Genomic DNA, 13244 nt, shown 5'->3' with positions numbered 1-13244 from the left:
TTAACGCGCCCGCCCCTCTTTGCTTCGAAAATACCTCGGGGGAGGCTGTGGCCTTACGGGCCGCAGGCGGGGGCAGCGCCCCCCGATCTTCGAAAGGACTCACGCGTCGGGCATCCGCACCCATTGCGCGCGCCATTCCGGCGCCTCGAACGGGTCGGGCCAGAATTCCCGCTGGAGCGCGATCAGGTCGCCGCGCACGGTGTGGAAGGTCAGCGCGGTGGCCCGGACTTCCCCGTTGCCGACCCCAACCTCGGTTACGATCTGGTCGCCCTCTCCGACGATGCGGCGCAGATCGAAGGTCCAGGGCCCGCTGGAGGGGTATTCGGTATTCAGCGTCGCGAAATTCTCCCGCCCTTCGATCATCTCGCCCGATTGGGGCCATTGCAGGCGAAAATCCTCGGTCAGGTAGAGGCTTGCGGCGTGGAAATCATTGGTGGCCATCGCTTTCCAGAATGCGCGCACGACTTTCTGGGCCTGGGCGCTCACGTGCGGATGTAGCGGAAAACGGCAGAGGCCAGCCACCCCGCCAGGATGGCAATGGCCAACGACATGATGCCGTAGACCAGGGGCCGATCATGGGCGAGATTGTAGATGAACCGTTCCAATCCGACTTTCCGCACTGCGATATCCTGCTCGTAGACGTCGATCACGACGCCGCCACGGGTCAAGAATATGCGCGTGCGGTAGTCGCCTTCAACCAGGTTCGCGGGGAGTTGAACGGATGTGTCGAACAATGTCTCGTCGCGCAGGGTCACGCCGCCTTCGTTCAGCTGGTAGAGGTCGGCGGCCTCGCGGATGCGGATCAGCGCGTCGGTGAAGGATTCCCCGTCCTCCACGCCGATCCCGACGGCACGGATCGCGCGGGGGATGGACACCTGGTGGCGCAGATCCTCGGTCTGCGTGATGACGTTCCCGAACGGGGAGGTCGTGTTCACCGCGTAAAAGGACGGCGCGGCGTCCACCTCGATCGCGTCGGTATTGACCCAGATGCCGAAGCGGCGGTCCTTGCGGCGCACGGCGACGGGCAACGACGGGCCTTCCACCGTCACGATCACCTCCAACGGCGCGCCCTGGGGGGCGGGGGCGTTGCGGCTGACCGCGCCGAAGATCAGGATCTCGGAACCCTCAAAATTGGCGGTGATGTTGATGGCGTTCCGGCTCAACCCCGCCACGACGGTTTCCGACGATGCGGGCGTCACCAGCGCGAGAATCCCCGCCAGCAGAAGGAGCGCGGCGCGCTTCAATGCCCTGCCCCGTCGCCGAGGGAGTAGAGTTCCGACGGCATGACCAGCAGATCGAAGGCCAGCTTGCCGCAGACCGCAAGGACCATGATCGCCAGAAGGATGCGCAACTGCTCCGCCTTCAGCCGGGTGCCGATCCGCGCCCCGATCTGCGCCCCGATCACCCCGCCGACCAGCAACAGGACCGCCAGCACCATGTCGACGGTATAGTTCGTGGTGGCGTGCATCAGCGTGGCAAAGCCGGTCACGAAGATGATCTGGAACAGCGACGTGCCGACCACGACCTTCGTGGGCATCCCCAGAAGATAGATCATCGCGGGCACCATGATGAAGCCGCCGCCCACGCCCATGATTGCCGCAAGGACGCCGACGAACAGGCCCACGACGAGCGGGGGAATGACGGAGATGTAGAGCCCCGAGGTCCGGAACCGCATCTTGAAGGGCAGCGCGTCGATCCAGCCCCGCTGCCGCCGCTTGGGCGGCACCACGCCGCCCGCGCTGCGCGCCTTGCGGATCGCGTTGAGGCTCTCGAAGAACATCAGCCCGCCGATGATCCCGAGGAACACCACATAGCAAAGCCGCACCAGCAGATCGACCTGCCCGATGGCGGTGAGCGCCGCGAAGACCTGCACCCCTATGGCAGCCCCGATCAGGCCACCCACAAGCAAGACCAGGCCCATCCTGAGATCGACGGTCTTTCGTTTGAAATGGGCCAGGACGCCGGAGAAAGAGGAGGCAACGATCTGGTTCGCCTCCGTCGCGACGGCCACGGCGGGGGGGATGCCGATGAAGAACAGAAGCGGCGTCATCAGGAAACCGCCGCCGACCCCGAACATGCCCGACAGGACGCCGACCAGACCGCCCAGACCCAACAGAAGGAACGCGTTCACGCTCACCTCGGCAATGGGCAGGTAGATTTGCATGTCGGAAGCGGCCTTGTGCTGGATTGCGCTCGCTTTAGCGCGCGGTTTGCCCTTTGGCAATTGCGTCACGTTCGCGGCCACGGGCCGTTGGAACGCCGCGATCCGGCGCGGACACGGTGAAATCTTCCGCAGATAAATGAGAATTCTGGTCTCATTTACGCTTGGAGCCCTCAAGACCGTCCTGTCGAAAAAAGTTTCATTGTCGGACCCAAGGATCGCCCACGCAGGGCCGTCCTATTGTATGAGATGCGCATGAACGTGAGTGATGAGGATCTGGCCGAGGCCGCCGCGGGCGGGGATGGCACGGCCTTCGGGCTGTTGCTGGAGCGGTGCTATGACCGCCTTTTCGCGCTGTGCTTTCGCCTGACCGGCAGCCGCGCGGAGGCGGAGGATCTGACCCAGGACATCTGCCTCGCCCTGCCGGGAAAGCTGGCCGGTTACCAGCGCCGCGCCAAGGTCACGACGTGGCTCTTTCGCGTGGCGGTCAATGCGGCCCATGACAGGCGCCGCCGCGCCGCCAGCTACGGGCGCGCGACGGAGGGTTGGGGCGATTGGGAAGTCGACCGGCAGGCCAGCGCCATCGAGGCGCGCGAAGGGCTTGATTGGCTGACCCGCGCCATGGCCGATTTGTCGCCCAGCTTGCGCGACACCCTGGCGCTGGTGCTGGACGACCTGACCCATGCGGAGGTCGCGCAGATCATGGATGTGAGCGAAGGCACGATTTCGTGGCGGGTGGCCGAAGCCAGGAAGAAGCTGCGCGAAATGAGAGAGAAGGAGGAGGCACAATGACCTCCCGCGATGAATTGCACGATCTGAAGGCCGCGATGCAGGCGGCCACGCCCGCCCCGGACGCGGCGCGGCGTGCCGAGGTTCTGGCTCGCGCACAGGCAAATTTCGATGCGACCCAAGAAACGCGGATGCGCGCCCGTCAAAGCTCTGTGACCCCGGACAAACGGGGATTTTTCGCAGGAGTATTTGACATGATCATGACCAAGACCACCGGCGCATTGACCGCCACCACCGCCCTCGTCGCCGTGGGTTTCCTTTTCCTCAGCCCCCAGGGGCAGGAGATCTTGCGCGGCCCGCAGGGTGTCATGGCCCCCACCATCGAGCCCGTCGTGTTGGAGGATCGAGCCGAAGCGCCCTTGGCAGACCTTGATGAAGTGGTCGAACCCCAGAGCGGAGAGGCGCCAGAGTTGCGCGGCGTCGTCGCGGCGGATCAGGAGGTCGTGCCGGCGGCACCCACGCCAGAGCAATTCGGGGCGGAGAACAGCCCCATCATCAACCCCGGCAATAGTGCCGCAATCATTCAGGACGGGGCCAGAAATTTCGGCGGCGTCATTGCGCCGTCGTCCGCTCCGCTTGCGGTGATCCAGCAGCCGCGGGACGTGCTTGCCCCGCCGCCCCCGGTGACCGAGGAATTCGCCAACGCCGATGACAACCCCCTGCGCGTAGTGGCGGAAAACCCAGTCTCCACCTTTTCGATCGATGTGGACACGGCATCGTATGCGCTGCTGCGCTCCAGCTTGAACCGCGGGCAATTGCCCGCGCCGGACGCCGTGCGGATCGAGGAGATGGTGAATTACTTCCCCTATGATTACCCGACGCCCGACGACGGCGACGTCAGCCCGTTCCGGCCAACGGTGGAGGTGTTCGCAACCCCGTGGAACCCCGACACGCAGCTTGTCCATATCGGCATCCAGGGGGAATTGCCCGTGATCGAGGATCGCCCGGCCCTCAACCTGGTCTTCCTGATCGACACGTCCGGGTCGATGAATGACCCCGCCAAGCTGCCGCTGCTGATCCAGTCCTTCCGGCTGATGCTGGACCGGCTGAACCCCGAGGATCAGGTCGCCATCGTGACCTATGCCGGGTCCGCCGGTGTGGCGTTGGAGCCGACATCGGCCAGTGACACGGCCACGATCTCTGCCGCGCTGACGGCGTTGCAGGCGGGCGGGTCGACCAATGGCGTGGGTGGCTTGCAGGCGGCCTATGATCTGGCCGCCGAGATGACGGAAGACGGCGAAGTGTCCCGCGTTCTGCTGGCCACCGATGGGGATTTCAACGTCGGGATCAGCGATCCGACGGCCTTGGAGGATTACATCAGCGACCAGCGCGAGACCGGGATCTACCTGTCGGTTCTGGGCTTCGGGCGCGGCAATCTGCAAGACGACACGATGCAGGCATTGGCCCAGAACGGCAACGGAACGGCCTCCTACATCGACACGTTGCACGAGGCGCAGCGGGTGCTGGTCGATCAACTGGCCGGGGCGCTTTTCCCCATCACCGACGATCTGAAGGTGCAGGTGGAATTCAATCCCGAGGTGATCGCCGAATACCGCCTGATCGGGTACGAGACCCGCGCCCTGGCGCGCGAGGATTTCGCCAATGATGCCGTGGATGCGGGCGAATTGGGCGCGGGCCATTCGGTGACGGCGATCTACGAGGTCACGCCCGTAGGCTCCCCCGCCACATTGGTCGCGCCGCTGCGCTATGCCGCTGATGACGGGGCGGAGACGGAGTTTGGCGACGAATTGGGCTTCATATCGCTCCGCTGGAAAGAGCCGGGCGCGGAGGAGAGCCAATTGGTCGATTTCGCCATCCCCGCCACCGCGTCGGAGCCGGGAACGGAGGCCCAATTCGCCGCCGCCATCGCGGGCTTCGGCCAGCTTCTGCGCGGCAGCGACTTCCTGGGCGATTGGGGATATGCGGAGGCGATCGCTCTGGCCAATGCCAATCGCGGCGCGGATGAATTCGGCTACCGGCAGGAAGCGGTGCAGTTGATGCGCCTGGCGCAAAGCCTGTCCGGCGAATGACATGCGCGCCCGGCGATCCGCTTGCGGTCGCCGGGGCGCTCAAGCGGCGGGATTGCGGTCGAACGAGACGGTCCGGCGTAGACCTATCTCCACATCGTTGCATGACCTGAAAGCTGTCTTGTTTCGACTGCTGGCGGTTCGAGACACGTTTCAGTCGAAAATACCCTTACGGGTCCCGCGCTTTTCACCCTGTGAAAAGGCGCTTGGTGGAGCCTAGCGGGATCGAACCGCTGACCTCCTGCATGCCATGCAGGCGCTCTCCCAGCTGAGCTAAGGCCCCATCGAGGTGGCGGTGTAAGGCCGGGTCGCGCGCCGTGCAAGTGAAAAATCCATCACCCGCGAGCGGCGCATTTCCCCCGGCCATCCGCCGGATCAATCGTCGTCGCTGCCTTCGGCGGCAACATCGGCCAGATCGTCCAATGCGACGGTATCCTCGTCATCATCGTCGTCCAGCACGTCGTCATCGGGCAGGTCGGCATCGTCATCGTCTTCGATGTCGATATCGTCGTCGAGGACCAGATCCTCTTCCTCCGTCTCCGCTTCCTTGGCGCGGGCGGCGGATTTGTCGGCGACAAGGCTCTGCGCCCCGCCCTTGCCGGTTTCAAGCACGACGGTTTCGCCAGTATACGGGCTGACGATCGGGGTCCGCCCCATATCGTAGAACCGCTTTCCAGTCGTCGGACAGACGCGCTTAACGCCCCATTCCTCTTTGGGCATAACACCCCCTTCAATCATCGGTATGGCGAGATGCGGTCGTCTGCCATACAGTCGTAGGACTGTAAAGCCTTTCCGGGCGCTTGCCCCGGACCGCATATCGGAGGCCCATACTTGGCTCCTCGTCTGTTCAGTTCAACCCCCTCGGATCGCCATGTCCTGCCGGGGGAGCCGCCGGTGGAGGTGTTCTTGCGCCGCAACGCCCGGGCCAAGCGATTCTCGCTCCGGGTGAGCCGGGCCGACGGGCGTGTCACGTTGAGCTTGCCGACATGGGCGCGGACATCGGAGGCGGTGGCGTTCCTGCGCGAACGGGAGGATTGGGTGCGTGGACATCTCGACCGCGCGGCAGAGGTTCAGCAGGCCCGGATCGGGGCGGAGATTCCGGTCTGCGGCATCGCCCGACCGGTGATCGAGGGCACGGGGCGCGCGGCCCGTTTCGTCGGCGGCGCCCTGCAAGTGCCGCCCGGCCCGCGCCAGGGCCCGCGGCTCAAGGCGCTTCTGACCGCGATGGCGCGTGACAGCCTGTCACAATCGGTGGCGCTTCATGCGGAACGCATCGGTAAAGTGCCGGGGCGCATGACCCTGCGCGATCCAAGGTCCCGATGGGGCAGTTGTTCCTCGAAGGGGGACCTCATGTTTTCCTGGCGCCTGATCATGGCCCCACCGGCCGTGCTGGACTACGTGGTGGCCCACGAGGTCGCACATCTGGTGGAGATGAACCACTCCGACAGGTTCTGGGACCTCTGCCGGCGATTGTGCCCCGACACCGACACCCACCGCGCCTGGATGCGCCGTCATGGCGCGGAGCTTCTGGCTTGGCGTTTCGAGCCAGAGGGATAGATCATGTTGATGAACCCCCGCCCCACCGAAACCGGCGCCGCCGTCGCCCATGACCGGGTCTACCGCGCCCTGCGCTCACGCATCATGTATGGCGAGGTGAACCCCGGTGAGGCGATGACGCTGCGCGGTCTGGGCAAGGAATTCGGCGTCTCCATGACCCCGGCACGAGAAGCGGTGCGGCGGTTGGTCAGCGAAGGTGCGCTCTTCCTGTCGGCCAGCGGCCGCGTCTCCACCCCCGAATTGTCGAACGAGCGGATCGAGGAACTGGCCGCGATCCGGGCGTTGTTGGAGCCGGAACTTGCATCCCGCGCCCTGCCCCGCGCCCACCCCGCCCTGATCGAACGGATGGAGGCGATCAACGGCCAGATCGCCCAGGTGATCGCGCGCCGCGATGCGGTGGGTTACATCCGCGCCAACCTTGAATTCCACCGCACCCTTTACCTTCGCGCGCAGGCCCCCGCGATGCTGGCGCTCGCGGAAACGGTCTGGCTGCAATTGGGCCCGACGATGCGCGCGCTTTACGGGCGGTTGGGGCGCACGGAATCGCCGCCGCACCACCGCCTAATCCTTGCGGCACTCAATGCAGGCGACGAACCCGGCCTGCGGCTGGCCCTGCGTGCCGATGTGACCCAGGGGCTGCGGCTTCTGGCGAACTGAGCCCCGGCCTATCCGCTACAATTGCGCGCAAAATCACCCTTTGCGTACTGAAACAGCATCAATCCGCCATAGTCTTGCCTCGTTTCAAGGTCATGTCCGTTGAAAACACGCCAGAACGGACAGAGCAGATGGACCAGATTTTCACAGGTGTAGGCGCCGTCCTCGATCGCATCATCGAGGTTTTCCTTTTCCCGACCGACCCCCGAAACCGGATTTTCTGGCTGTACCTGATCACCTCTGTCGTGGCGGCCTATTTCGTCTATCTGGCGATCCGTCGAAAGGGCGATCACGCCACCGAAAAGGATGCGGAAGCCGCGAAGGGCAGCTTTCTGCGCTTCCTGTTCCCCAAATCGGTGTGGAGCCACCCGTCCGCCTGGCTCGATCTGCGCTACGCGCTGTTTCACAAGGTCGTCTCCAACGCGGCGGTGGTGGCCCTTGGCGCATTTGCCCTGACGTTCAGCTTCCGCCTGGCCAGTGATGGCCTGTCGATCACCGATGTCGCCGGGCAGGAGACGATCTGGACCTACGGCGATTTCGCGATCGCATTCGGCTTCATGATGCTGCTGATGCTGGTGGGCGATTTCATCGCCTGGGGCCTACATTACCTGCAACACAAGGTGCCGCTCCTGTGGCAATTCCACAAGGTCCACCATTCGGCGGAGGTGATGCACCCGATCTCCAATTTCCGGGAGCATCCGGTCGACAACCTTGTCTATGCCTTCTTCATCAGCCTTGGCTTCGGCGCGACCTATGGCCTGGCGGTGCAATTCTTCGGCTTCACGCCGTCGATGCCGACGCTGTTCGGCGTGCCCCTTGCGATGTTCGTGTTCAATATCGTGGGCTACAATTTGCGCCACAGCCATGTCTGGCTGCGCTGGCCGGGCATCTGGTCGGCGATCTTCCCCTCGCCCGCCCATCACCACGTGCACCATTCCTGCCATCCCGATCACATCGACAAGAATTTCGCGTTCATGTTCCCGGTCTGGGACGTGATCTTCGGCACCTACACGATGCCCGACGACAACCGCGACGTGAAGTTCGGTGTCCCGGAGGAGGAGGGCCGCAACCTCGACAGCGTGTTGAACCTCTACCTCATACCGTTCCGCGATGCCTTCCGCCTGTTCGTGCCGAAAAAGGATAATGCGGATGCGCAGCCCGTACCGGAAGATCGGGGCGAGGAGGTCGCGCAGATCCCCGCCGAATGAGCGCCCTTACCTGAAACAAGCGGCCGCGGGATCTGGCGTGATCCCGCGGCCGTTTCGCTTGTCAGAATGCAATGTGCGTGTCAGGCGTGGATCGCCCCGTCGCCGCAGGCCAGCGCCGCTTCGCGCACGGCTTCGGAATAGGTGGGGTGGGCGTGGCAGGTCATGGCGAGGTCCTGGGCCGACGCACCGAATTCCATCGCCACGCAGACCTCATGGATCAGATCGCCCACCATCGGGCCGATCATATGGGCGCCCAAGATGCGGTCGGTTTCGGCGTCGGCAAGGATTTTCACGAACCCGTCGCCCGCGAAGTTGGCCTTGGCCCGTCCGTTGCCCATGAAGGAGAACTTGCCGACCTTGTAGGCGCGGCCCGCTTCCTTCAACTGCTCCTCCGTCGCGCCGACATTGGAGACCTCGGGATGGGTGTAGATCACGCCGGGGATGACGCCGTAATTGACGTGGCCATGTTTGCCCGCCACGACTTCGGCCGCTGCCATGCCCTCATCCTCGGCCTTGTGGGCCAGCATCGGGCCGTCAATGGCATCGCCGATGGCAAGGATGCCGGGCACGTTGGTCTTGTATTGGGTGTCGACCTCGATCTGGCCGCGGTCGGACATCTTTACGCCAAGTGCGTCGAGCCCCAGCCCGTCGGTATAGGGTTTGCGGCCCGTGGCGACCAACACGACATCGGCGTCGATCACGTGTTCGCTGTCGTCTTTGCGCAGCTTGTATGTGACTTTGGCCTTGGTCTTCGTGGCGTCCACCTTCTGCACCGCGGCGCCCATGGTGAAGTCCAGCCCCTGCTTCTTGAGGGTGCGCTGGAAGACCTTGGAAATCTCCGCATCCATGCCCGGAGTGATGTGGTCGAGGAATTCGATCACCTGAACCTCCGCACCGAGGCGCGCGTAGACCGACCCAAGCTCCAACCCGATCACGCCCGCGCCGATCACCACCATCTTCTTGGGGATCTTCGGCAGGCTCAGCGCGCCTTCGGAGGTCACGACAACCTTCTCGTCGATTTCCACCCCCGGCAGGCTCGACGGCTCGGAGCCCGACGCGATGATGATGTGCTTGGCCTCGTGAACCTCTTCACCCACCTTGACCTTGCCCGCTTCGGGGATGGAGCCCCAGCCCTTCAGCCAGTCGATCTTGTTCTTCTTGAAAAGAAATTCGATGCCCTTGGTGTTCTGGCCGATCACGTCGTCCTTGTAGGCCAGCATCTGCTTCCAATCGACGGAGGGTGATTTGCCCTTCAAGCCCATCTTGGCGAAGTTATGCTCCGCCTCGTGCAACATGTGCGAGGAGTGGAGCAGTGCCTTGGACGGGATGCAGCCGATGTTCAGGCAAGTGCCGCCGAGCGTTTCGCGCCCCTCCACACAGGCCGTCTTCAGCCCCAGTTGCGCGCAGCGGATGGCGCAGACATAGCCGCCGGGGCCGGAGCCGATTACGATAACGTCATAGCTGGACATGGGGCCTCCGTCGGCGCTGCTTCTCAGGGGCGAAGGTATGTGTGCCAGGACGGGCGCACAACCCAAGCTTGCGGGTCTTTAGCACGGATTTCAGCGGATATTTCACCGCGCGCAAGGTCGCAGGCGGGCAGTGTGATCACAAAGCGGGTGCGGCGCGGTCAGGCGGGGATCAGGGCGGCGACCAGCATCACGGTCGTGGCAGCAAATCCGACAAACCAGATATAACTGCGCCAAGGTGTCCAGCCAAAGGCGTAGGCCGGGACGTAGAGCACGCGCGCGGCCAGGTAGAGCCAGGCACAGGCCGCCGTCACCGGTGTTGAGCCATCGCCAAGCGTGACCACAACCACCGCGATGGTGAACAGGATCAACCCTTCGAAATGGTTGTTCATCGCCCGGTAGAGCCGCGCGGTGCGGGGGCTGAGCAGGTCTTGCATGTCGCCACCCAACCGGTCCCGGTCCCGGGGCGACAGCGTCTTGCCCGTCCCGATCTCGAGGTTGGCGGGCACGGCCATCAAAACGAATTGCCCGACTTGCAGCAATCCGGCCAGGGCCAGGGCGGTCAGTTCAGGCGTCATCGCAGGGCTCCCTTTGCTACGGCGACTATGGCCGGGCGAAGGGCGGGCCTCAACCGGTCAACCGGCCTCGTCCGCCGCGAAGGTCAGGCTGGCGCCGTTGATGCAATGCAGCATGTCGCCCTGGACCTGCAAAAGATGGCCCAGATGGCTTCCGCAGCGGCGGCAATGTACCTCCGTGACCTGCCGGGGTTCGCCCATCTCCTCGGCCTCCGACATCTGGGCGGGCCATTCGTCGATACCCAGAAGCACGCTGTCGGGCCGCGCGTGGTAGTAGAAGACCCACCCGATCAGGCGCAGGGTCTTCTGGTCGCTGTCGTAGATCGTCAGATCGCAGCCCTTGCAATGGTAATGGCCCGCGTCTTCCGTATCCCAGAAGTCGGAGGAAAAGCGCGGCTCCGTCCCGAACTCCCGCATGATGCGGTATTCATCCTCGCTGAGCATCGCGCGCCATTCCGCGTCGGTGCGCGTGACTTCGTAGGTGAAAGCGTCATTGCCCGATGCGAGCGTCTGTGCTTGCGCCATGGGAGCGGCGAGCGCGGTCGCCGCAGCGGTGCCGAGGAACGCCCGGCGGTTGGGGTGATGTGTCATGTCCCGTTACTCCTTGTCCTGCGAGCAAGGTGGCACGCGGCGGCGATCACTGGGAAAACACGAGCGCGGGAGGTGCCGGGGATGTGAGCGTGTGTGTCAGGACCTAGCGACACGGCGCAGCGCATCGGCGATGAGGGCCGCACGGTCCGCGAAGGCCCTGCCGCGCGCCGACGGATGCGGGATTGCGATATGATCGACCCCGCGCCGCGACAGGACGGCGGCGGCATCGCGACCCAGCGCAATGGGCCGACGCCCGAGGATTTCATGGCGTGTCACGGCATCGAAGGACGCGAGAGCATCGCCCAGGGGCAGCGCGTGGGAGCGGACAGGCGGCAATAGGCAGAAGACCGGCGCGATATAGATGTCACCCCGTCGAAGCCCCGCCATATTCAAGGCCGCATCCAGAACCTTGTTGAACGGCATGGACGGCAGATAGCCGATGTCGCGAAGCGGCGCAGGGGCCGCGCGGGCCGTGGGCGCATCCAGCCAATCCTTGCTCATGAGAAGCGGGCCATCGGCTGACCCGGAACTCATCTGGATCGGACTGACATACGCCCCGTCGAACCCGCATTCCGCCAATGTGGCATATCCGGGCAAAGCGAAGGCGCGCCGGCGCGCGATGTTGGCCGCAAGGGCTGCATCGCGCGCCGAATTCCGGCTCACAGGTCCATCAGCAACCGGCGCGGATCCTCCAACGCCTCTTTCACGCGGACAAGGAACGTCACCGCCCCTTTGCCGTCCACGATCCGGTGGTCATAGGACAGAGCCAGATACATCATCGGGCGGATCACGATCTCTCCGTTCACCACCATCGGGCGGTCCTGGATCTTGTGCATCCCCAAGATACCGGATTGCGGCGGGTTGAGGATGGGCGAGGACATGAGCGAGCCATAGACCCCGCCGTTGGAGATCGTGAAGGTGCCGCCCTGCATCTCCGCCATGGACAGCTTGCCATCGCGCGCCTTGGAGCCCTTCTCGGCGATCGCTTTCTCGATATCGGCAAAGCTCATCGCGTCGGCGTCGCGGATCACGGGCACCACAAGGCCTTGGGGCGTGCCTGCGGCGATGCCCATATGGACGAAGTTCTTATAGACGATATCCGTGCCGTCGATTTCCGCGTTCACCTCGGGCACCTCGCGCAGCGCGTGGACACAGGCCTTGGTGAAGAACGACATGAAGCCAAGCTTCACGCCGTGCTTCTTCAGGAACAGATCCTTGTATTCGTTGCGCAATTCCATCACCGCGCCCATGTCGACCTCGTTATACGTGGTCAGGATCGCGGCGGTGTTCTGGGCGTCCTTCAGGCGGCGCGCGATGGTTTGGCGCAGGCGGGTCATCTTCACCCGCTCCTCCCGCGCTTCGTCATCGGCGGCCACCGGCGCGCGGGGTGCCTGTGCGGCGGGGGCGGGCGCAGATGCGGGCTGGGACGCGGCCTTCATCACGTCTTCCTTCATGATGCGGCCATCGCGGCCCGTGCCCTGGACCTGATCGGCACTGATCCCTTTGTCTGCCATCATCTTCTGGGCGGATGGCGCGTTTTCGACATCGGCCGCGTCCCTGCCGGCGGGAGGGGCCGTGTACTGATCGCCCCCAGTGACCCCATCGCCGGTGGAGGACGGCGCGACTGCGGGCGCACCCGATGCTCCGCCGATCACGGCAAGTTTCGCGCTGGCCTCCACGGTGGTGCCTTCCTCAGCCAGGATCTCCGACAGGACACCCGCGGCAGGCGATGGCACCTCGACCGAGACCTTGTCCGTTTCCAGCTCACACAGCATCTCGTCCTGCGCGACGCTGTCGCCCACCTTCTTGAACCATGTGGATACGGTGGCTTCCGTCACGGACTCGCCAAGGGTCGGCACCATCACGTCAACCGCGTCCCCGCCGTCATCCTTGGACGCGGTGCGCGCGGCGGCGGAGGCGGCACCGTCATCTTCGGCAGTTTCCTTGCCCTTGGGGGCCGCGGTCGATCCTGCATCCCCCTCGCTCAACGTCGCCAGCAGGGCATCGACACCGACGGTTTCACCCTCGGCGGCCACGATCTCTCCCAACGTGCCTGCGGCGGGGGAAGGCACTTCCACCGTGACCTTGTCGGTCTCCAACTCGCACAACATCTCGTCGACCGCGACGGTGTCGCCCGGCTTCTTGAACCAGGTCGCGACGGTCGCCTCGGTCACGGATTCGCCCAGGGTGGGCACACGAATTTCTACAGACATCTT

14 protein-coding genes and 1 tRNA gene are annotated in these 13244 nt (G+C 64.5%); 5 read left to right on the top strand and 10 right to left on the bottom strand.

Annotation, left to right across the window (positions count from 1 at the left end):
* Positions 1-99: 99 nt before the first annotated feature.
* The 3 genes from KUW62_RS01350 to KUW62_RS01340 are packed head-to-tail and all read right to left on the bottom strand — an operon-like array spanning position 100 to position 2164.
* Positions 100-486: a nuclear transport factor 2 family protein gene (locus KUW62_RS01350; protein WP_224813717.1), complete on the bottom strand. Its 387-nt coding sequence runs from the start codon at positions 484-486 to the stop codon at positions 100-102.
* Entirely contained in the window at positions 483-1244 is a 762-nt protein-coding gene (locus KUW62_RS01345; protein WP_224813716.1) for a TIGR02186 family protein, read from the bottom strand. The genes KUW62_RS01350 and KUW62_RS01345 overlap by 4 nt, the downstream gene beginning before the upstream one ends.
* Positions 1241-2164: a sulfite exporter TauE/SafE family protein gene (locus tag KUW62_RS01340; protein ID WP_224813715.1), complete on the bottom strand. Its 924-nt coding sequence runs from the start codon at positions 2162-2164 to the stop codon at positions 1241-1243. The genes KUW62_RS01345 and KUW62_RS01340 overlap by 4 nt, the downstream gene beginning before the upstream one ends.
* 252 nt (positions 2165-2416) lie before the next feature.
* Here KUW62_RS01340 and KUW62_RS01335 point away from each other — a divergent pair, with 252 nt between their 5' ends.
* The gene (locus KUW62_RS01335) at positions 2417-2953 is read left to right on the top strand and encodes an RNA polymerase sigma factor (RefSeq protein WP_224813714.1); all 537 of its coding nucleotides are present in this window, start codon (positions 2417-2419) and stop codon (positions 2951-2953) included.
* On the top strand, positions 2950-4980 hold the full coding sequence (locus KUW62_RS01330) for a von Willebrand factor type A domain-containing protein (protein ID WP_224813713.1): 2031 nt from the start codon (positions 2950-2952) through the stop codon (positions 4978-4980). Before KUW62_RS01335 ends, KUW62_RS01330 begins: the two co-directional genes overlap by 4 nt.
* Positions 4981-5184: 204 nt before the next feature.
* Here KUW62_RS01330 and KUW62_RS01325 read toward each other — a convergent pair.
* Positions 5185-5260, bottom strand: a tRNA-Ala gene (locus KUW62_RS01325).
* 92 nt (positions 5261-5352) lie between these two features.
* Positions 5353-5697 carry a TIGR02300 family protein gene (locus KUW62_RS01320; RefSeq protein ID WP_224813712.1) on the bottom strand — a complete coding sequence of 115 codons (345 nt, stop codon included), beginning with the start codon at positions 5695-5697 and terminating at the stop codon, positions 5353-5355.
* Between the two features lie 111 nt (positions 5698-5808).
* Here KUW62_RS01320 and KUW62_RS01315 point away from each other — a divergent pair, with 111 nt between their 5' ends.
* The 3 genes from KUW62_RS01315 (at position 5809) to KUW62_RS01305 (ending at position 8396) form a co-directional block, all read left to right on the top strand.
* The gene (locus tag KUW62_RS01315) at positions 5809-6534 is read left to right on the top strand and encodes a M48 family metallopeptidase (RefSeq protein ID WP_224813711.1); all 726 of its coding nucleotides are present in this window, start codon (positions 5809-5811) and stop codon (positions 6532-6534) included.
* A 3-nt stretch (positions 6535-6537) separates the two neighbouring features.
* Positions 6538-7191 carry a GntR family transcriptional regulator gene (locus tag KUW62_RS01310; RefSeq protein ID WP_305038458.1) on the top strand — a complete coding sequence of 218 codons (654 nt, stop codon included), beginning with the start codon at positions 6538-6540 and terminating at the stop codon, positions 7189-7191.
* 128 nt (positions 7192-7319) lie between these two features.
* Positions 7320-8396, top strand: coding sequence for a sterol desaturase family protein (locus KUW62_RS01305; protein WP_224813710.1), 1077 nt, complete (start codon positions 7320-7322; stop codon positions 8394-8396).
* Between the two features lie 80 nt (positions 8397-8476).
* Here KUW62_RS01305 and lpdA read toward each other — a convergent pair whose 3' ends face one another.
* The 5 genes from lpdA to odhB all read right to left on the bottom strand — a co-directional run bounded on the left by lpdA (position 8477) and on the right by odhB (position 13241).
* A complete protein-coding gene (gene lpdA, locus KUW62_RS01300; RefSeq protein WP_224813709.1) occupies positions 8477-9865 on the bottom strand; it encodes a dihydrolipoyl dehydrogenase in 1389 nt (462 codons plus the stop codon).
* Positions 9866-10023: 158 nt separating this feature from the next.
* Complete coding sequence (locus KUW62_RS01295) at positions 10024-10440, bottom strand: MAPEG family protein (protein WP_224813708.1); 417 nt, start codon at positions 10438-10440, stop codon at positions 10024-10026.
* A 57-nt stretch (positions 10441-10497) separates the two neighbouring features.
* Entirely contained in the window at positions 10498-11028 is a 531-nt protein-coding gene (locus KUW62_RS01290) for a peptide-methionine (R)-S-oxide reductase (RefSeq protein WP_224813707.1), read from the bottom strand.
* 96 nt (positions 11029-11124) lie between these two features.
* Positions 11125-11691, bottom strand: a complete 567-nt coding sequence (locus KUW62_RS01285) for a hypothetical protein (protein WP_224813706.1) — start codon at positions 11689-11691, stop codon at positions 11125-11127.
* Positions 11688-13241, bottom strand: a complete 1554-nt coding sequence (odhB, locus tag KUW62_RS01280) for a 2-oxoglutarate dehydrogenase complex dihydrolipoyllysine-residue succinyltransferase (protein ID WP_224813705.1) — start codon at positions 13239-13241, stop codon at positions 11688-11690. Before odhB ends, KUW62_RS01285 begins: the two co-directional genes overlap by 4 nt.
* Positions 13242-13244 lie beyond the last annotated feature (3 nt).

It is taken from the genome of Hasllibacter sp. MH4015 (genome assembly GCF_020177575.1).
GTDB lineage: Bacteria > Pseudomonadota > Alphaproteobacteria > Rhodobacterales > Rhodobacteraceae > Gymnodinialimonas.
Note: the sequence above shows the minus strand (reverse complement) of the source record. Positions and strands in the feature narration are given on the sequence as shown.

Bases quoted from the DNA above. Each gene is read 5' to 3' on its own strand.
- KUW62_RS01305 (WP_224813710.1), top strand. From the start codon at position 7,320: ATGGACCAGATTTTCACAGGTGTAGGCGCCGTCCTCGATCGCATCATC.
- KUW62_RS01295 (WP_224813708.1), bottom strand. From the start codon at position 10,440: ATGACGCCTGAACTGACCGCCCTGGCCCTGGCCGGATTGCTGCAAGTC.
- lpdA (WP_224813709.1), bottom strand. From the start codon at position 9,865: ATGTCCAGCTATGACGTTATCGTAATCGGCTCCGGCCCCGGCGGCTAT.
- KUW62_RS01330 (WP_224813713.1), top strand. From the start codon at position 2,950: ATGACCTCCCGCGATGAATTGCACGATCTGAAGGCCGCGATGCAGGCG.
- KUW62_RS01310 (WP_305038458.1), top strand. From the start codon at position 6,538: ATGTTGATGAACCCCCGCCCCACCGAAACCGGCGCCGCCGTCGCCCAT.
- odhB (WP_224813705.1), bottom strand. From the start codon at position 13,241: ATGTCTGTAGAAATTCGTGTGCCCACCCTGGGCGAATCCGTGACCGAG.
- KUW62_RS01335 (WP_224813714.1), top strand. From the start codon at position 2,417: ATGAACGTGAGTGATGAGGATCTGGCCGAGGCCGCCGCGGGCGGGGAT.
- KUW62_RS01290 (WP_224813707.1), bottom strand. From the start codon at position 11,028: ATGACACATCACCCCAACCGCCGGGCGTTCCTCGGCACCGCTGCGGCG.
- KUW62_RS01320 (WP_224813712.1), bottom strand. From the start codon at position 5,697: ATGCCCAAAGAGGAATGGGGCGTTAAGCGCGTCTGTCCGACGACTGGA.
- KUW62_RS01340 (WP_224813715.1), bottom strand. From the start codon at position 2,164: ATGCAAATCTACCTGCCCATTGCCGAGGTGAGCGTGAACGCGTTCCTT.